Source organism: Streptomyces turgidiscabies Car8, assembly GCF_000331005.1.
In the GTDB taxonomy this organism is placed as follows: domain Bacteria; phylum Actinomycetota; class Actinomycetes; order Streptomycetales; family Streptomycetaceae; genus Streptomyces; species Streptomyces turgidiscabies.
In genome coordinates, this window is the sequence record NZ_AEJB01000070.1 from 1 (window position 1) to 17911 (window position 17911).

The following is a 17911-nucleotide window of genomic DNA, read 5'->3' on the forward strand; positions in this document are numbered from 1 at the left end:
ACCGCCTCCAGATCCGCAAGGCCGAAGAGACGTGACGGTCGTCAACAGGCAGTCCAAGGCTAGGGAGATCCCAGCCCTCGCTCGTCGAGAAGGTCACCGGCACCAAGGTCGCCCGCGCGTCGATTCACCTCTTTTTTGTCGCGCAGAGCGGCCGGCCGCTGGAGTGCCGATGGACCAGCCTGTCCCAATACCCGACCCGTCGGCCGCGCGCCGCCTGCGCGACCGGACGACCGTTCCGGCGCTGGCGTTCGGCGGGATGCTCATGGCGGTCATGCAGACCGTCGTCATCCCCCTGCTGCCCGACCTCCCCCGGCTGACGGGAGCCTCGCCCGGAGCGGTCTCCTGGATGGTGACCGCGACCCTGTTGTCCGGCGCCGTTCTCACCCCGGTGCTGGGCCGCGCCGGCGACATGTACGGCAAACGGCGGGTACTGATCGCGGCCCTGGGGCTGATGGTCATCGGCTCGGTCATGTGCGCCCTGTCCTCCGACATCGGCGTACTCATCACGGCCCGCGCCCTCCAGGGCGCCGCGTCCGCCGTCGTCCCCCTGTCGATCAGCATCCTGCGCGACGAACTGCCGCCCGAGCGCACCGGAAGCGCGGTGGCCCTGATGAGCTCCACCGTCGGGATCGGCGCCGCCCTCGGGCTGCCGCTCGCCGCGCTGATCGTCCAGTACGCGAACTGGCACATCATGTTCTGGGCGACCGCGGGCCTCGGCACGGTGGGCGTGAGCGCGGTGTGGTGGGCGGTGCGCGAGTCGCCCGTCCGTGAGCCGGGGCGCTTCGACGTCATGGGTGCGCTGGGGCTGGCCGTCGGGCTGGTGTGTCTGCTCCTCGGCATCGTCGAGGGCGGCGCGTGGGGGTGGGGCAGCGCGCGCGTCCTGGGGCTGTTCCTCGGCGCCGTCGCGATGCTCGGCCTGTGGTGGTGGCACCAACTGCGCACCCCGGAGCCCCTGGTGGACCTGCGGCTGGTCTCCCGGCCCCGGGTCGGCCTCTCCCATGTCGCCGCCCTGCTGACCGGATTCGCCTTCTACTCCAACTCCCTGGTGACGGCCCAGCTGGTCCAGGCGCCCGAGGCCACCGGGTACGGGCTCGGCCTGTCCATCGTCCAGACGGGCCTCGTCCTGCTGCCCGGCGGCATCGTCATGCTGGTGTTCTCGCCCGTCTCGGCCCGCCTCTCGGCACGGTACGGACCGCGGGTCACCCTCGCCGTCGGTACGGCGGTCATCGCGCTCGGCTATGTGGTGCGCATCGCGGACAGCCGCGACCTGTGGATGATCATCGTGGGCGCCGCGGTCGTCGGCATGGGCACCACCTTCGCCTACTCGGCGCTGCCCATGCTGATCCTGGGGGCCGTGCCGCCCGGCCAGACCGCCTCCGCCAACGGCGTCAACGTCCTGATGCGCACGGTCGGCCAGGCCATGTGCAGCGCCGTCGTCGTCGCCGTGCTGGTACGCCACACCAGTCCGGTCGGCGGTGTCCCCGTACCCACGCTGCACGGCTACCTGCTGGCGTTCGGCATGGCGGGGGTCGTCGCCCTGCTGGCCTGCACGGCGGCCCTCACCATCCCCGGCGACCCGGTCGGCGGCGGCACCCGGCGCGCCCGTGCGCGCACCCCGGGAGCGCGGGACGGGGCGATGGAGGGAGCATGAGCGCTGTGCCCACACCACCGACGACCGACACCGATCCGTCCCCGGCCGCCACCCCGCGCCGGGACGCGGAGCAGACCAGGGCCGCCATCCTGCGCGCCGCCCGTTACCTCTTCGCCCGCCACGCCCAGGCGGACATCACACTCAAGGCGGTCGCCGAACGCGCCGGTGTCAGCCCGCCGTTGATCCTGAAGTACTTCGGCAACAAGGACGCGCTCTTCGCCCGCCTGATGTCCTTCGCGGAGGACGCCGACGCCGTCCTCGACGCCCCCCTGGACGACCTCGGCCGCCATATGGTCCGCCATCTCCTCACCGGCCAGACCGAGCGCGGCGCCGACCCCGTCCTGCGGATCGTGTTCGCCCCCGTCCAGGGCGACCAGGGCGACATCATGCGCGCCAACTTCCGCACCCAGGTGAGCGACCGCCTCGCCGGCCGTCTCACCGGCCCCGACCCCGGCCTGCGCGCCGAACTGGCCGTCGCCACCCTGCTCGGCCTGGGCGTCATGTACGGCATCGCCCGCGGCACACATCTGCGGGAGGCGACGGTCGACGACATCGTCGACCGGTACGCCCCCACCGTGCAGGCCCTGCTCACCCCTTGACGAGGCGTCAGCGCAGCAGCCGGTCGAGGAACGCGTTGCCGAACACGCCGTGCGGGTCGAGCCGGTCCAGGGTCCCGACGGCCTCCTGCCACACGGTGTCTCCGTAGGAGGCCGGGACCGCCGTGCCGATGACCTCCTCGTCGCTCCACCCGGCCGATTCCGTGTACGCCCACCCCTTGGACCACTCGACCCGGGTCAGCGCGTGCCCGCCGTCGTACGTCGCGAGCAGGAACTGTTCGAGCTCGCGGAAGAACTCCTCCGCGTACGGCGTCCCGGGCAGCGTCAGTACGTCCAGCCAGACGGCGGTGTCCCACTCGGGATGCCCGTCCACCGGTCGCAGCGCGGACAGCAGCGGGGCGTGGGCGTCGGCCGAGTCGGAGTCGCCGGGGCGGTCGAGGCCGGTGGCGCGGATCTCGACGGTGCCGTTGACCGGGAAGCGGCCCGACGCGGCGTACGCCGCGAGGCGTTCCCGGTAGAACGCGGTGAACTCCGCGATGACCCGCTGCACCTGGGCCCGGCTGGTCAGCACCGCGTACCCGTTGGCGGTGACCCGCAGAGTCGTGGGCCTGACGTACAGCAGCGTGTTCTTCGACGGCCCCCAGATGTCCGCCGACAGCGTCGTCACGAGCCCGAGCGCGGCCGCGTCCAGCTGCGCGTTGCCGAGCACCGGCGCGAGATACCAGGCCCCGTCGGAGAGGATCCGCCCCACGAGGTCGGCCACCAGGGTCGGGACGTTGTCGGAGAACGGGTAGTTGTACGGCGACGACACGCGCCGCGAGGTCAGCGGCTTGACCGGCGCGACGCTCCACACCTTCAGCCAGGGGGACTCCGTGAAGGCGAACCAGATCGTCTCGACCCGCCCGGCCTCGTCCAGGAAACTCGCGAAGGTCCGCCCGCCGGAACCGCTGCCGGGCGCCGCGAACAGTTCGGCCGCCGAGATGTCCGTACGGCTGACGCAGCGCAGGTTGCTGTTCGCCCCCGCCCGCAGCACGACCTCGACGACCAGGGACCGGCCGAGGTGGGTGAGGAGCGCCGCGCAGTCCGCCTCGTCGCGCTGGAAGGTCCGCAGGACGTAGGCGCCGGAGCCCTCGTCCCACACGACCGCCGTCAGGGACAGCACGAGATTGCTGAGCGAGCCGTACGTGTGACCGGGCGGCCTGGTCTCGCCGGTGGCCGGTACGGCGGTGCCGTGCGCGTCGACGGCCAGCGCGCCGCCCAGCGTGAGGTCACCGGGTGCGGGCGCGGCGGTGACCCCGAGTCCGTGCCGCTCCAGGTAGGTGAGCAGGGCCTCCAGGGTGACTCCGGTGCCGGCGCGCACGGCGGCCGGGCCGGTGGACTCCAGGGCGAGGCCGGTGAGATGCGGAGCGGTGTCGACGATCAGTACGGGCGCGCCGGACTCCGTACCGTCCGTGATCGTCAGGGGCGACCAGCCGTGCGCGGAGCCCCGGGCGCGGACCGTCCAGCCTTGCTGCCAGGCCCAGTTGACGACATCGACCACCTGGCCGGGGTCGGCCGGCGCGCAGGCCCACAGTCCGTCGGCGGTGATCTCGCCGACCCAGTTGCGGTAGCCGGAGCGGTAGGGCGTGACGGCCGCCGGGAAGCCGGGAAGCTCGGTGGCGGCGACGGCCGGGTCCGCGGCGATCGGCACCAGGGCGAGGGAGGCCGCGCCGAGCAGGAAACCGCGACGCGCCAAGTGATCAACCATCAGGTCACGCTAAAGGGTGATGGACGCGAATTGGTTGCCGCCTTTATCGCCTCACTCGTATGGGTGACACCGGGCCCTGGTCTGCGGGCAGGTCGGACGGATGAAACACTGACGCCATGGACGAGCGTGTAATCGGTAGGTCGGGTCAGCGGGCGTCGGTCATCGGCCTTGGAACGTGGCAGCTGGGCGCCGACTGGGGCGACGTGGAGGACAAGGACGCCGTCGCGGTGCTGGACGCGGCGGTCGAGTCGGGAGTGACCTTCTTCGACACCGCCGACGTGTACGGCGACGGGCGCAGCGAGCAGACCATCGCCGCCTTCCTGCGCGGCAGGCCCGAGCTGGACGTGCTGGTCGCGACCAAGATGGGCCGCCGGCTCGACCAGCTCCCGGAGAACTACGTTCTCGACAACTTCCGCGCCTGGAACGACCGTTCGCGGCGCAACCTCGGCGTCGACCGGATCGACCTGGTCCAGCTGCACTGCCCGCCGACCCCGGTCTACTCCTCCGGCGAGGTCTTCGACGCCCTGGACACCCTGGTCGACGAGGGGCGTATCGCCCGGTACGGCGTCAGCGTCGAGACCTGCGAGGAAGCGCTCACCGCGATCGCCCGCCCGGGCGTGACCAGCGTGCAGATCATCCTCAACGCGTTCCGCATGAAGCCCCTCGCCGAGGTGCTCCCGGCCGCCGAGAAGGCGGGCGTCGGCATCATCGCCCGGGTCCCGCTCGCCTCGGGCCTGCTGTCGGGCAAGTACACCAAGGACACGGTGTTCCCGGAGAACGACCACCGCACCTACAACCGCCACGGCGAGGCCTTCGATCAGGGCGAGACCTTCTCCGGTGTCGACTACGCCACCGGCGTCGAGGCGGCGGCCGAGTTCTCGGCCCTCGCCCCGGAGGGGTACACCCCGGCGCAGCTGGCCCTGCGCTGGATCCTCCAGCAGCCCGGTGTGACCACGGTGATCCCGGGCGCCCGCTCGGCCGAGCAGGCCCGCGCCAACGCGGCGGCCGCCGCTCTGCCGGCGCTGTCGCAGGAGACGCTCACCGCGATCCAGGACCTCTACGACCGCCGGATCAAGGCCCAGGTGGAGAGCCGCTGGTAGCGGACAGCCGTACGCGCGTCACGGCTCCAGGAGCAGCTGCCGTTCCTGCTCCTGGTCGCCGGAGACAGTGCCCCGGTCCTGCGCGGTGAACGTACCGGTGAGGGTGTCGCCGGCGCAGCGGACGGCCGTGGGCGTGCCCTGCACGGTGACCATCACCGGCGCCGAGAGCGGCGTTCTCCTCGGGTGACCGGGCGCGTGGGACTCCGTACCGACGGTGAACGCGGCAGTGTGCACCGTCGAGTGCCCGTCGTCGTCCCCCGGGGACTCGTCCGCCGGCCCGAAGGCCGATTCCAGTGCTCGTACGACCGTCTGCGCGTCGGCGGCGGTGCCGCCACTGATCGTGAGGGTGAGCTGCGTTCCGGACATGGCCGGACCTCTTCTCGACATGGGCACCGTGGTGCGCTACGAGTAGCCCTCCCCCGATCACTCAAACCGGCTGGTCCTGACCTGATCGATTTCGCCGTGACGGGGAACCCGTAGCCGACAGGACGTGAGGCGAGTGGGCCGGGAGGAATCATGGTGGACACGGACGGCGAGGTCGGCACGCGCAAACGCGGGCGTACGGAGACCGAGGACGAGCGGGCCGACCGTATGTGGGGCGAGCTCATCCAGGAGGTGCGGGTCGCGCAGACGGGTGTGCAGATCCTGTTCGGTTTCCTGCTGACCGTCGTCTTCACCCCGAGGTACCCGCAGCTGGGACAGACGGAACACACGATCTACATCATCACCGTCGTCCTGGGGGCCGCCGCGACCGGAGCCCTCATCGGGCCGGTCTCCCTGCACCGGATAGTCTCCGGACGCCGGGTGAAACCGCAGGCCGTGCGCTGGGCCTCGCGCATGACCTTCACGGGTCTGGTGCTGCTGCTCGCCACGATGACCTCGGCGTTGCTGCTGGTCCTCAGGGTGGCCACCCACGACGGGTACGTGCCCTGGCTGGTCGCGGGGATCGTCGCCTGGTACCTGGCCTGCTGGTTCGTGCTGCCGCTGTGGACGCGCTACCGCTACACCACGAACTGAGCGTGAGCGCGCAGCGCCGCGAGCTGCCGGTCGTGGACGCGGCTCAGCAGGAGCAGCGAGAGGGTCGCACCGATCAGCGCGCAGAACATGTCCCACTGCGTGTCCCACACGTCGCCCTGCGTGGCCAGGAAGTCGTCGGCCGCGGCGCCGCCGATCACGGCCGCCGCCCACTCGAACATCTCGAACAGCGCGCTGAAGGCGAGGCAGGCGCAGACGGTCAGCGGCGCGAGCCAGCGGCTGCCGCGCAGCGGTGACGTCCGGCTCAGCACCTCCCGTACGAGCAGGGCCGGCACGAAGCCCTGCATCAGGTGGCCGAGCCGGTCGTACGGATTGCGGTCGAGGCCGAACGTGTCGCGCGCCCAGTCGCCCAGCGGGACCTGCGCGTAGGTGTAGTGGCCGCCCACCATCAGGACGAGCGCGTGGAGGGCGAGCAGGCAGCACAGCAGGTTGGTGAGGGGGAAGCGCCGCCAGGTCAGGACGATCACGGGCAGCCCGACCAGGATCCAGACCGTCTCCAGGAACCAGGTCATCAGGTCGTGCGGCTGCCATACGGAGATCGCGAGCGCGGCGGTCACCAGCCCGGCCAGCAGCACGGGAAGGCGTCGGCGCGGGGCGCCGACGGCGGCCGGGAGGGGGTGGGAGGCGGTGTCAACTGCGGGCATCGGGACGCTCCTTGTGGTGGAGCACCATCGTGGGGGAGCGTCCCGGCTCCCCGCTTGAGTACGCGTACTCAAGCGGGGGTGCCCATGTCCCCAGGTGCTACGCGGGCGAGGTACGGGCCCCGCGCAGCGCCGTGATGCACGAGGCGATGGCCTCCTGGAGCTCTTCCAGCTGCTGGACCATGTCGTCCTCGGCGAACTCCTGGACGTCGTCGAAGGTCAGCTCCTCGAACGCCTTCGTCGCCTTCGTCAGGCTGCTGTAGAACTTGGTCCGCCGTTCCTGGACGCGCAGTTCCGGGTCGGCCTCGACGGCCTCGACGACGAGGTTCTTGAGGGTGTCGTAGGCCTCGCTCGCCCACTCGCCGGTGTCCTCGTCCTCGTCCAGCTCGTCGAGGAGGGACAGATGCCGTTCGGCCTCCTGGCGCAGGTCGACGGGCGCTTCGATGGTCTGCCCGGCGGGCGTCTTCACCTGGCCGGACTCGGCGATCTGGCGGACGTATCCGACGCGGTCGGCCGACCGGGACTCGGTGGCCACGGCCTTCTTGAGGTCGTCGGTGCGGACGATGTCGCGGGCCAGCTCGGCCTGGAGGTCCGGGTCCTCCTTGATCCGGTCGAGCAGTGCGTGCCGGGCGGCGCGGGCGGTCGAGGGGTCGGCCATGATCGCGGCACGCAGCGCGGTGGGGTTCTCCGCGACCTCCAGCGCCTTGGTCGGCCGGATGCCCTCCGCCTCGGCGGCCTCGGAGATGGCGGCGCCGCGCTCGGAGCCCGCGCTGGAACGGGCGCTGTAGTAGGTGAGCCACAGGTCGGCGCCCGGGAGTTCGACCTCCGCGCCCGGGGCCAGCGCCTCGAAGTGCGGGACGACACCGTCGTCGGCGGCCTTGTCCCAGGCCTTGTAGTAGCGCATGACCCGCTCGGGCGAGCAGTCGGCGAGAGCGGCGAACTCCTTGGCGGAGACCTTCGGCGTCTCACCGGCGGCCTGACCGCCGGGCCGTACGCTCCGCGCCACCTTCAGCCCGAAGGCCCAGCCTCCCGTCCGTGCGTAGGCCCCGAACTCCTGCGCGTCGCGCGCCACGAGGGGGGACACGTCGGCGGGGTCGACGGAGGCCTCGTCGGTGGCGCCGTCGGCGTCGCCGGGTTCCGCGGACGGCTCGGACCACTCGGACCCGGCGAACTCCTCGGCCACGGAAGGCATCTCGGGTGTCTCGGAAGGTTCGGGCGACTCGGACGTTTCGGACGGGGCGATCGCTACGGTCACAGGTGACTCTCCCGGGCAGGGTGGACGGACTGAGAAGGTGCAGACACGCAGCCTATATGCGCGCATTGGCGCTGCTTTGACAGACCGGGCCCGACCCCGGATCCCGGCCTGTCACCGGCTCCGTACGCCCGGTGGTCGACACGTGTACCCGCCCACAGCTGTACGCGGTTCACTCTCTGAAGGTCCGCAGGAAGGTGTCCAGGGCCTGCCGGTTGGCGGTGTCGTTCCAGTCGGCCGCGGGCGTCGTCCAGCGCAGCGAGTAGCCCGTCTTCTCGCCGGTGAGGAAACCCCGGCCGAAGGTCCGTATGCGGGTGCCCTCGAAGTCGGACAGCCACTCCATGTCGGCCCCGCTCCGGCCACGATAGGTCGTCGCCCGGATCGCGCCGATCCGCTGGAAGCCGATGTCCGCCCGGATCAGGTCGGGTTGGACGTCGTCGCGCCACACGGCCACGGGGTCGGGTCGCAGCAGCTGGCTGTACGTGACGGTCAGGGTGCGCGGGTCGTCGTCGGCGCCGAACACGATGCGGTAGGCGACGTTGCCGGGGGAGACGTCCTCGCTCAGCCGCTTCCACCCCTGAGGGAGGGCGATGGAGAACCCTTCCGGCGCGTTGTACACCCGGAACCCCGCGGGCAGGGCCTCGGCGGTACCGCCGGTGGCCGAGGGGGTGGGGCTGGGCGCGGGAGGTGTGGAGGGCGGCGCCGACGGTGTCGTCGAGGTCGGTTCGGAGGGTGCGGGGCTCGGCGCGGGGGGCTGGTCGGGGAGGGTGGCGCCGCCGCCCGTGGCGGGGACGGACGGGACGGGGGCGACGGCTGACGGGGTGGTGTCCACGCCGGACGCGGAGGCGTCGATGCCGGGCAGGTTGTCCGTCGTGGCGAGCACGGCGACCGTGACGGCGGCCAGGGCCGCACCGGCGAGGACGAGTTTGCGGGCGGCACTCCTGTTCCCGTTCCGGCCGACGCGCCGCGCACCGCCGGCGTCACCGGCGCCGCGCACCCGGACCGAGGGCAGCGGTTCGTCCGCGGTGTCGGGTTCGTCCCTGATGACGCGCAGCAGGGCGTCCCGTGCCACCGGGGCGGTCAGCCGTTCCCGGGCGCTCTTGCGCAGCAGCCCCTGGATGACCTGGGTGAGCGGACCGGCTCGCACCGGGCTGCGCAGCGGCAGCCGGTCGACCGCCTTGAGCGTGGCGTCGGCCCGCCCCCGGTCACGGAAGGGCGGGCGTCCCTCGGCCATCGCGTAGAGGAGCGCGCCGAGCGCCCACAGGTCGTCCGACGGGTCGGCGCGCGCGCCGTGGGCCTGCTCGGGCGAGGCGTACGAGGGCGCGCCGACCCGGGACGCGGACGTGGCGCCCGCCAGACCGAAGCCGGTCACCACGACCGGCCCCTGGTCCCGCACGAACACCTGGCCGGGACTGAGTTCGGCGTGCACGATGCCCTCGCGGTGCGCGGCCTCCAGCACGTCGAGTACTTCGAGGGTGATGCGTGCCGCCCGAACGTAGTTGAACGTGCCCTGCCGTTCGAGGAGTTCACTGAGCGGTGTGCCGTCGATCCACTCGGCGACCGTCCACAGGGTGCCGAACTCCTCCAGGACGTCGATCACGACGCCCACCCGGCCGGGCAGGACCAGTCCGAGGATCTCGGACGCGCGCAGCACCCGGGCGATGGCCCGGCGCGCGGTCTGCTCCCGGGGATCGGGCGGGAGCTGGATCTGGGTGAGGACGACCGGGCGCTCGGACGAGGTGTCCTCGCCGTACCAGGAGACCCGGTTCGTTTCGCGATGGACGACATCGAGGAGTCGGTACCTTCCGGCCACCAACTCGTGTGTGGAGACGTGCGCCTTGACCATGGCCATCCCTCGCTGAACCCCTGGCTTTCACCTTTCCCAGTGGTACGAGGGGTGCGACGGTGTCTGTTCAAATATTCCGCAACTCCCGGGCCTGATTTTCCTTTTATTCATCTGCGGGGAGCGGGTGTGCGAAGAAATGGGGACTTTCACCGGCAGTGAGTGACGGCCCGCACACGATCTTTCCACCGGATCTCCTCGGTCCCCCTCACGCCTCCCGGCGTACGAGGAAGCCCAGCAGTGCCCGCAGACCGTCCAGTGTCGGTCCCGCCAACTCCACTTCGTCCAGGCCGCGTTCGACCGCGGCGAGGTGTCGACGGGCCTCCGCGAGGGCCGCCGTACGGCCGCCCGCCTCCGCGACGAGCGCCGCCGCCCGGCGCGCGAGCGCCTCGTCGGGCACCTCGACGGACTCCAGCAGCGCGGCGAGCCGCCGGGCGGCGGGGACCGGGGCGTCGAGCGCGGCCAGTACCGGGTACGACTTCTTCCGCTCCCGGAGATCACCGTGGACGGGCTTGCCGGTTATGGCGGGATCGCCCCAGATGCCCAGTACGTCGTCGACCATCTGGAAGGCGGTCCCGGCGTGCCGCCCCACTCGCTCCAGCGCCGCCGTCGTCGCCGGAGGAGCGCCGCCCAGCGCGGCTCCCAGGGAGAGCGCGCAGCCGAGCAGGGCGCCCGTCTTGCGCTCGGCCATCGACCGGTACTCCTCGGGTCGCACCCGCTCGGGCCCGGTCCACGGCCGGTGGGCGAACAGCAGGTCGTCGGCCTGTCCGGACACCACGTCCGTCAGCGCCGCCGACAGCAGCCGTATCCCGGCCGGGCCCCCTGGAGTCCGCGCGAGGGTCTCCACCGCCAGCGCGAACAGCGCGTCGCCCGCGAGCACGGCCGGCCCGGTGCCGTACGCCTTCCACACCGTGGCGCGGCGGCGCCGGGTCGGGTCGCCGTCCATGATGTCGTCGTGCAGCAGCGAGAAGGTGTGCACCAGCTCCACCGCGACGGCCGCCGCGATGCCGGACCGCGGCGGCGCCCCGGCCGCCTCCGCCCCGAGCACGGCCAGCGCCTGGCGTACGCCCTTCCCGCCGGACGCGTCGGCGGGCGCCCCGCCCACCTCGCACCAGCCGAAGGAGTACGCGGCCATCTCGCCCAGCCAGGGATGCAGCCGGCCGACGGCCTCGGTGAGCGCCGGACGCACCAGGTCACGGCACCGGTCGAGGAGCTGGGGCACGGACGGGACCGCCGGTGCCAGGACCTCGGAGGCGGGCGGCGTCATCGAGCGGCCTCCGTGTCCGTGTCGAGGCCGAGTTCGGCCTGCGCCCGCGCCACCATGGCATGGGCGTGCCGCAGCCCTATGCGGTCCAGCTCGCGGGCGAGTTCGGCCAGTTCGGCGGCCGTCTCGGCGCGGTCGTGACCCAGCCGGGCCAGTGACTTGGCCAGCCCGAGGCGGGACAGCGCCTCACCGCGCGGCTCGCTCATGGCGCGGAACTCCGCCAGGGCCCTGGTGTACAGGTCGCGCGCCTCGGCGTAACGCCCGGCGCGGTAGAGGACGTTGCCGCGCATCTTGTGGTTGTAGGCGAGCGCGCTGATCAGATTCATCGCCGTGCAGCTCTCCTCGGCCTCCGTGAGCAGGGCGAGCGCACGTTCCGCGTCCCCGTCGCGCACGGAGACGATGTCGGCGAGTCCGCGCAACGCCCAGGCGTGACCGCGCCGGTCGTCGGCCCGCGCGGCGATCTCGGCCGCCTCCTCGAACATGGCGTACGCGCTGTCGTACGAACCGGTGTTGCGGTGCATCTGCGCGATGCCCTCCAGCGCCCACACCGTGTGCCGCGCCTCACCGCGCTTGCGTGCCTCGGCGAGCAGCTGCTCGTGCAGCCGGCCGACCGCCTCGTAGTCGCCCTGGATACGCCCGGTCTCGGCAAGCCCCGCGAGCGAGTAGCCGCGTACGACGATGTCGCCGCCGCGCTCCCCGAGTTCCGCCGCGAGTCCCAGCAGCCGCCGGGCCAGCGGGAACGCGCCCCGTTGGCGGGCCAGGGTGCCGCCGCTCCACAAGGCCCACGCCATCGCCGCGGTGTCCCCGGCCGCCCGGGCCGCCCGGTAACTCGCCTTCCAGGCGCGGTCGGCGTCGCCCACCTGCCCGAGCCGCCGGTGCGCCTCGGCGACCGCGAGTCCGGAACGGGCGACCTCGCCGGCCTGCCCCGCCTGCTCGGCGGCGGCCAACTGCTCGGTGCCCGCGGCGAGCACGTCGACCAGGGAGGAGTTCACCGAGAGGCTGGTGAGCGCGCCCTGGTACTCGGGGGCGAATGCCTTGCCGTACATACAACCCTTTCGGTATACGCTCAGCGTATACATGGTGTGTATAGTGCGCCGGAAAATCGCCCCGGCCGGTTCGGGCCGGGGCGGCTCTGTGCTGTCGTCCGTCAAGACGACGGCGACGGCGCTGGGGTTGCCTGTGCGACGCAGATCACGTGCCGAGACGCGAGTTGGAGGAGCGTCAGTGCTGCTGAGCCTTCTGCGGAGTCGCCTCGCTCGGCCGGACGACGACGAAACCCTGTCCCTGGAGCATGAGTTGGACGGCCTCGCCCGAACCGCCCCGGATCATCGAGCCGATGGACTGCGAACGGTGCAGCGACGTCTGCAGGCCGGCCGACCAGCCCACCACCGCGTCCGTGTCGACGTACACCGGATACTGCGGCGACACCGGGATCACCAGCGGATTGCCCTCGCAGACCAGGCCCAGCCGCCCCTGCCCGGTGAAGACACTGTTGAACAGGCCTCCGCCGCTGATTCCCGCCCCCTTCACGGTCTTGATCTCGTACGTCAGAGAAGCGTCGAAACACAGCACGTTGCGTCCGTTGACCGTGAAGACGTCACCCGGGTCGATCTCGACGATGAAACAGTTCTGCGCCTCGTGCGCGAACCAGGCCTCGCCCTGCCCGCGCACCGTCATCAGAGGCAGTCCCTCGCCCGTGACCGCGCGCTTCAGCATGCCGCCGACGCCCTGGCCCTTGCGCTCGAACTGGAGGTTGCCGCGATAGGCGATCATCGCGCCCTGGCGGGCCAACATCTCACCGTTGACCGCGTACTTGATCGACTTGGCGTTCTCGACGGTCATGCCGGGCGCTGTGGCCGGCTGCACCATGTACTCGTGGGAAAAGAGGTCACCCTTCATGCGGGCATCGTGTCCCGGAGGGTGGCGTTCCGCCAGGAGAACGCGCGGAAAGGGGGGAGGCCAGGCGAAAGGAGGCCGGAAGGACTCCGGTCCGGACGATCCGCGCCGTCGGCGGCGCCGGTGACGCTACGTTGTAGGGCAGGGCCAACTACTGTTCCCCACAAGGAGGTTGCCCGGTGACGCAGGACTCGTCCGCCCTTGGCACACAGACGCCCGAGAAGATCGACACGACGGTGCCGCACTCGGCCCGGATCTGGAACTACTGGCTCGGCGGCAAGGACAACTATCCGGTCGACCATGCGGCGGGCGACGCCTTCCGTGAACTCTTCCCGGGCATCACCGACCTGGCCCGTGACTCCCGTGCCTTCCTCGGCCGCGCCGTGCGCCACCTGGCCGGCGAAGCCGGGATCCGGCAGTTCCTCGACATCGGCACCGGCCTGCCCACGGCGGACAACACCCACGAGATCGCCCAGCGGGTGGCCCCGGACGCCCGCGTCGTCTACGTGGACAACGACCCCCTCGTCCTGACGCACGCCGAGGCCCTCCTCACCAGCTCCTCCGAGGGCGTGACCGCCTACGTCGACGCCGACCTGCACGACCCAGACGCCGTCCTCCGGGAAGCGGCCCGGACCCTGGACCTCAAACAGCCGGTCGCCCTCACGCTGATGCAGGTCAGCGGACACATAGCCGACTACGACGAAGCGCGTGCCATCGTCGGCGCGCTGCTGGACGCCCTGCCGTCGGGCAGTTTCCTCGCCTTCAACGACAGCGTGGACACCAACAGGGCCAACGCCGAGGCCACCCGCCTCTACAACGAGAGCGGGGCGGCCCCCTACCACCTGAGGAGCCCGCAGGAACTCGCCGGGTTCTTCGAGGGTCTGGAACTGCTGGCCCCCGGTGTCGTCCCCATCACCGACTGGCGCCCCGGCCCCGGGACGGCCGCCGCGACCGGCGAGACGATCGCCCTGGGCGGTGTCGCACGCAAACCTTAGGCGCGCGGGCACCACGGCGAGGGGGGCAGGCTTCTCAGGCGCCGAACAGCTGGGTCCAGTACGTGCCCGCCTTGCCGCCGCCCGCGAAACCGATGCCTATGTGTGTGAACTCCCGCTTGAGGATGTTGGCGCGGTGCCCCGGGCTGTTCATCCACCCCTCCACGACCTCGGCGGGGGAGCGCTGTCCGCACGCGATGTTCTCGCCGATCGTCCGCCGGGTGGACCCCGCCGCGGCGGCCCGGTCCCATGGCTGGCCGCCGTCGGGCCCGGTGTGCGAGTAGAACGCGCGGACCACCATGTCCGTACTGTGCGCCTGCGCGGCGCGGGTGAGCAGGGCATCGGTGGCCAGCGGCGGCAGTCCCGCCCGCGCCCGCTCCCGGTTGGTGAGGTCGGTGACCTCGGCGGCCGTTCGCGCCAGGTCACCGGGCAGGAGGGGCCGGGCCCAGAGGGCGGTCCAGTACGTGTCATCCGTACGGGATCCGGTGACGTAGGCCAGGCCGACCTGGGTGAACGCCGGGTCTTGGAGGGTGCGCCGGGCCTGTTCGGTGCGCAGGCAGTAGTCGACGAACTCCTCGGGCGTACGCGGACCGGAGACCAGGTGCTCGCCGACGGTCAGATACGTGTATCCGGTGTCGGTGACGCGCTGGTGGACGGAGGTGCCGTCCCGGCTCTCGGTGCCGAGGCGGCCGGCCGACGCCATGTCGGCGGCGTGCGCCCGCGCGGCGGCGCCGAGCCGCCCGTCGAGGGAGACGGGTGGAGAACCGGCGGCGGCCCGGGCGGAGTTGACGAGACCGAGGAACCCGTCGGAGGGGGTGAGCGGGCCCGGTGTTCCGGCGGCCGGGTACACCGACCCCGGCGACCCACCGGCGCCGGACACCACGGCCGGGGGAGCCGACCCGGCCGCCTCGGCCGACGACGGGCCGCCCGTCGGCCGGGACCGGCGGGAAGCCGCCTCCGACAAGCGGGAGGCCGCGCCCGACAGCAGGGAGGCGGCGCCGGACAACCGGGCCGGTGTACGCAGGCGGGCGCCGGCCCGCGCAGGCGGTGCGGCGGACCCTGACGAGGCCGATGCCGAGGAGGCGTCGTCCGTGACGTCCACCCCGAAGTCCCGGGCCAGGCCCGCCAGTCCGTCCGCGTACCCCTGCCCCAGCGCACGCAGCTTCCAGCCCGCGCCCCGCCGGTACAGCTCCGCCAGCAGCAGGACCGTCTCCCGCTGCGGGCGAGGCGGAGTGAACCGGGCGAGCGGGCGGCCGCCGGGGCCGGTGACGTGGAGGGTGGGCGCGGGGAGCCCGCCCAGCGCCCTACCCGGATCGGCCGCGCTGACCACCACCGTGACCCGGGTGGCGCCGGGCCGCAGGGCCGCCGGGTCGACGGTGAGGGTGTCGCCGTGCAGCCGGGCTCCCGGCGTCGCCGGCTGGTTGTAGAACACGAAGTCGGCGTCGCCGCCGACCCTGCCGCCGTCGTCCGTCACGAGCGCGCTCACATCGAAGGGGCCCGGCACCCGGAGCGTGAGGGTGCCGCCCGGAAGGGGCGTGTTGCCCCCGGGGACCAACTCGCTCATCGCGCCTGCCCTGGGGTCGTCGTTCGCGCCCTCGGGGGCGTTGCCCCTGTAACGCGCGGCCGGGGCGCCGGGGTTCCCCGGCCGCTACGACAGCCGACCGGGGAACAGCCCGGCTACGCCTCCTCGACGCGCACCAGGTGCACGGCCGTGCTGGACCAGTCGCCGGGCGCGAGGTCGAGCCGCAGCCCGTAGTCGCCGAGCACGTTCGCGTGGTGGACGGCACCCGTGCGCGCGTCCCGGTACCGGGCGCCGGGGGTGAGGCCCCGCAGCCGCACCGGAATCCGCGGAAGACCGTGCCGGGGGCCGTACCGGAAGCCCAGCACCAGGGCCTCGGCCCCGTCCTCGCCGACGTACTGCAGAGCCGTCGGCTCCTCCCCGAGCGGCCCCGACAGCCGGAACAGCTCACCGTGCTGCACGAGATGCCGCACCGTCTTGTACTCGGCGACGAGAAAAAGCGCTCTCCGCGAGCTCCTCCTCCGACCAGCGGGTGAGGTCACCGCCGATACCGAGCAGCCCGCACATCGCCGCATGGAAACGGAACCGCAACGGCACCGAACGCCCCGTGAGCTGATTGGGCACATCGGTCACCCAGGCGGACATGGCCCGCGCCGGATACACCTGCCCGAACCCGTGCTGGATCACCAGCCGGTCCACGGCGTCCGTGTTGTCGGACGTCCACGCCTGGTCCGTACGGGACAGGATGCCGAGGTCGATCCGGCCGCCACCGCCACTGCACGTCTCCACGCGCAGCCCCGGATGGTCGGCGCGCAGCCGGTCGATGACGTCGTACAGATTCGCCACGTACCGCGTCCACAGCCGGTCGTCGCCGTCCGGCCGCCCCGACCAGCCCGACTCGCCGAACGCCCGGTTCATGTCCCACTTGAGGAAGTCGACCCCGTGGTCCCCGACCAGCCGCGTCAGCCAGCCGTACGCCCACTCGGCGACCTCGTCGCGCGCGAAGTTCAGGACGAGCTGGTTGCGCAGCTCGGTGCGGGCCCGGCCGGGAAGGTGCAGCACCCAGTCGGGGTGCTCGCGGTAGAGGTCGCTGTCCGGATTGACCATCTCCGGCTCGACCCAGATCCCGAACCGCATGCCCAGCCCGTGCACGGCGTCGGCCAGCGGCTTGAGCCCCTCGGGGAAGCGTTCCGGAGTCGGCGTCCAGTCACCCAGCCCGGCGCGGTCGCTGCGCCGTGCCCCGAACCAACCGTCGTCGACGACATATAGCTCCACCCCGAGCAGCGCGGCCCGTTCGGCCAGCGCCAGCTGGCTCGCCTCGTCGACGTCGAACCCGGTGGCCTCCCACGAGTTGTAGAGCACCGGCGCCAACTCCCCTGCCCGGGGCAGCACATGGCTCGTCGTGTACGTGTGCCAGGCGCGGCTCGCCGCCCCGAACCCGCCGTCCGTGCACAGCCCGGCGAACACCGGCGTGGTGAACTCCTCGCCCGGCGAGAGCGGAACACTCGTACCCTCATGGCCCACGCCTCCGGTGAACCCCGCCAGCCCGTCGGGGGTGCGCTGGGCGGTGATGCGCCAACTCCCGCTCCAGGCAAGGGCCGCACTCCACACCCGGCCGTGCTCCTCGGTCGCCTCACCGGCGTCGAGCATCACCCACGGGTTGGCGTGATGGCTGGTGATGCCGCGTCGGCTGGTCAGCACCGTCTCACCGAACGGCATTGTGTCGCGCCGTAGTTGGCTCTCGGCCGACCACTGGCCGGTGACATGGCTGAGCCGGTAGTCGCGCAGCGGCGGCAGCGTCCAGGCGGCGGAGTCGGCCCGCAGCAGGTCGACGTGCTCGTCACCGGCATTGCGCACCACGGTCCGGCGCTCGATGACGTCCGTGTCGGTGCGGACCGTGTAGTGCAGCGCGACATCGAGGGGATACAGACGGTCGCGGAACTCCAGCACCAACTCGCTCACCCCGGGCGCCGGTTCGACGACCCGGTGGCCGATCGGCACCCATTCGAAACCGCGGGAGGAGTCCGCGTACCGAACCTGGAGCGAGGGCGGCCCGTAGCGGGTGCCGCCGTCGACGGGAAGTTCCTCGCCCACCGGGGTGCGGCCCTCGAAACTGCTCGACATGTCCCGCGCCGGGGCGACCAGCGAGCCCGCCTCCGCGAGGGTCAGCCGCGGCCCCCACGCCAGGTGACACGGCGCGCCGGTCTCGTCGATCCGCAGCGCGTACGACGTGCGCGGTGTGGTCAGCAGCCAGACCCCGGTGTCCGGGGAGTGGGAGATCAGCGGCATGGTGCCTCACGTTCGTGGAACTGGCGTTACCGGGCGAAGCCAAGCGCGGCCATGGATCTTGTGTCAATGGGGTGCCCGTATCGGCTTTTCGCAAGTCTAGATGCCAGTCCGGAGATGGTTCGTCT

The 17911-nt window shown here is 72.1% G+C and carries 14 protein-coding genes and 1 pseudogene; 5 read left to right on the forward strand and 10 right to left on the reverse strand.

The window, feature by feature from the left end; genetic code table 11:
- Positions 1-169: 169 nt before the first annotated feature.
- Complete coding sequence (locus STRTUCAR8_RS04135) at positions 170-1651, forward strand: MFS transporter (protein WP_044471611.1); 1482 nt, start codon at positions 170-172, stop codon at positions 1649-1651.
- Positions 1648-2250: a TetR/AcrR family transcriptional regulator gene (locus STRTUCAR8_RS04140; protein WP_044471612.1), complete on the forward strand. Its 603-nt coding sequence runs from the start codon at positions 1648-1650 to the stop codon at positions 2248-2250. The genes STRTUCAR8_RS04135 and STRTUCAR8_RS04140 overlap by 4 nt, the downstream gene beginning before the upstream one ends.
- Before the next feature lie 7 nt (positions 2251-2257).
- On the opposite strand, the gene STRTUCAR8_RS04145 is transcribed toward STRTUCAR8_RS04140, so the two are convergent.
- Positions 2258-3955 (reverse strand): cholesterol oxidase substrate-binding domain-containing protein, encoded by a 1698-nt coding sequence (locus STRTUCAR8_RS04145; RefSeq protein WP_006374214.1) that lies wholly within the window; start codon positions 3953-3955, stop codon positions 2258-2260.
- Between the two features lie 116 nt (positions 3956-4071).
- On the opposite strand from STRTUCAR8_RS04145, the gene STRTUCAR8_RS04150 reads away from it, so the two are divergent.
- Positions 4072-5055, forward strand: coding sequence for an aldo/keto reductase (locus STRTUCAR8_RS04150; protein WP_006374227.1), 984 nt, complete (start codon positions 4072-4074; stop codon positions 5053-5055).
- An 18-nt stretch (positions 5056-5073) separates the two neighbouring features.
- Here STRTUCAR8_RS04150 and STRTUCAR8_RS04155 read toward each other — a convergent pair whose 3' ends face one another.
- Positions 5074-5421, reverse strand: a complete 348-nt coding sequence (locus STRTUCAR8_RS04155; RefSeq protein WP_006374217.1) for a hypothetical protein — start codon at positions 5419-5421, stop codon at positions 5074-5076.
- A 150-nt stretch (positions 5422-5571) separates the two neighbouring features.
- On the opposite strand from STRTUCAR8_RS04155, the gene STRTUCAR8_RS04160 reads away from it, so the two are divergent.
- Positions 5572-6072, forward strand: coding sequence for a DUF6328 family protein (locus tag STRTUCAR8_RS04160; RefSeq protein ID WP_044471613.1), 501 nt, complete (start codon positions 5572-5574; stop codon positions 6070-6072).
- Here the strand turns inward: STRTUCAR8_RS04160 and STRTUCAR8_RS04165 are convergent.
- The 6 genes from STRTUCAR8_RS04165 to STRTUCAR8_RS04190 form a co-directional block, all read right to left on the reverse strand.
- Entirely contained in the window at positions 6057-6734 is a 678-nt protein-coding gene (locus tag STRTUCAR8_RS04165; RefSeq protein ID WP_006374176.1) for a DUF2238 domain-containing protein, read from the reverse strand. The genes STRTUCAR8_RS04160 and STRTUCAR8_RS04165 overlap by 16 nt on opposite strands.
- Positions 6735-6831: 97 nt before the next feature.
- A complete protein-coding gene (locus STRTUCAR8_RS04170; RefSeq protein ID WP_006374180.1) occupies positions 6832-7986 on the reverse strand; it encodes a hypothetical protein in 1155 nt (384 codons plus the stop codon).
- 169 nt (positions 7987-8155) lie between these two features.
- The gene (locus STRTUCAR8_RS04175; protein ID WP_006374223.1) at positions 8156-9829 is read right to left on the reverse strand and encodes a serine/threonine-protein kinase; all 1674 of its coding nucleotides are present in this window, start codon (positions 9827-9829) and stop codon (positions 8156-8158) included.
- A 205-nt stretch (positions 9830-10034) separates the two neighbouring features.
- Complete coding sequence (locus STRTUCAR8_RS04180) at positions 10035-11093, reverse strand: polyprenyl synthetase family protein (RefSeq protein ID WP_006374208.1); 1059 nt, start codon at positions 11091-11093, stop codon at positions 10035-10037.
- Positions 11090-12136 (reverse strand): tetratricopeptide repeat protein, encoded by a 1047-nt coding sequence (locus STRTUCAR8_RS04185; RefSeq protein ID WP_006374182.1) that lies wholly within the window; start codon positions 12134-12136, stop codon positions 11090-11092. The genes STRTUCAR8_RS04180 and STRTUCAR8_RS04185 overlap by 4 nt, the downstream gene beginning before the upstream one ends.
- Positions 12137-12311: 175 nt before the next feature.
- Entirely contained in the window at positions 12312-12989 is a 678-nt protein-coding gene (locus tag STRTUCAR8_RS04190) for an AIM24 family protein (RefSeq protein WP_006374215.1), read from the reverse strand.
- A gap of 176 nt (positions 12990-13165) precedes the next feature.
- Between STRTUCAR8_RS04190 and STRTUCAR8_RS04195 the strand changes: the two genes are divergently transcribed.
- Positions 13166-13981 carry an SAM-dependent methyltransferase gene (locus STRTUCAR8_RS04195; protein WP_006374174.1) on the forward strand — a complete coding sequence of 272 codons (816 nt, stop codon included), beginning with the start codon at positions 13166-13168 and terminating at the stop codon, positions 13979-13981.
- A gap of 34 nt (positions 13982-14015) precedes the next feature.
- Here STRTUCAR8_RS04195 and STRTUCAR8_RS04200 read toward each other — a convergent pair whose 3' ends face one another.
- Together STRTUCAR8_RS04200 and STRTUCAR8_RS04205 are read right to left on the reverse strand one after the other, a co-directional pair.
- Positions 14016-15542 carry a CAP domain-containing protein gene (locus STRTUCAR8_RS04200; protein WP_044471614.1) on the reverse strand — a complete coding sequence of 509 codons (1527 nt, stop codon included), beginning with the start codon at positions 15540-15542 and terminating at the stop codon, positions 14016-14018.
- Between the two features lie 113 nt (positions 15543-15655).
- Positions 15656-17786: pseudogene (locus STRTUCAR8_RS04205) on the reverse strand (alpha-galactosidase).
- Between the last annotated feature and the right edge of the window lie 125 nt (positions 17787-17911).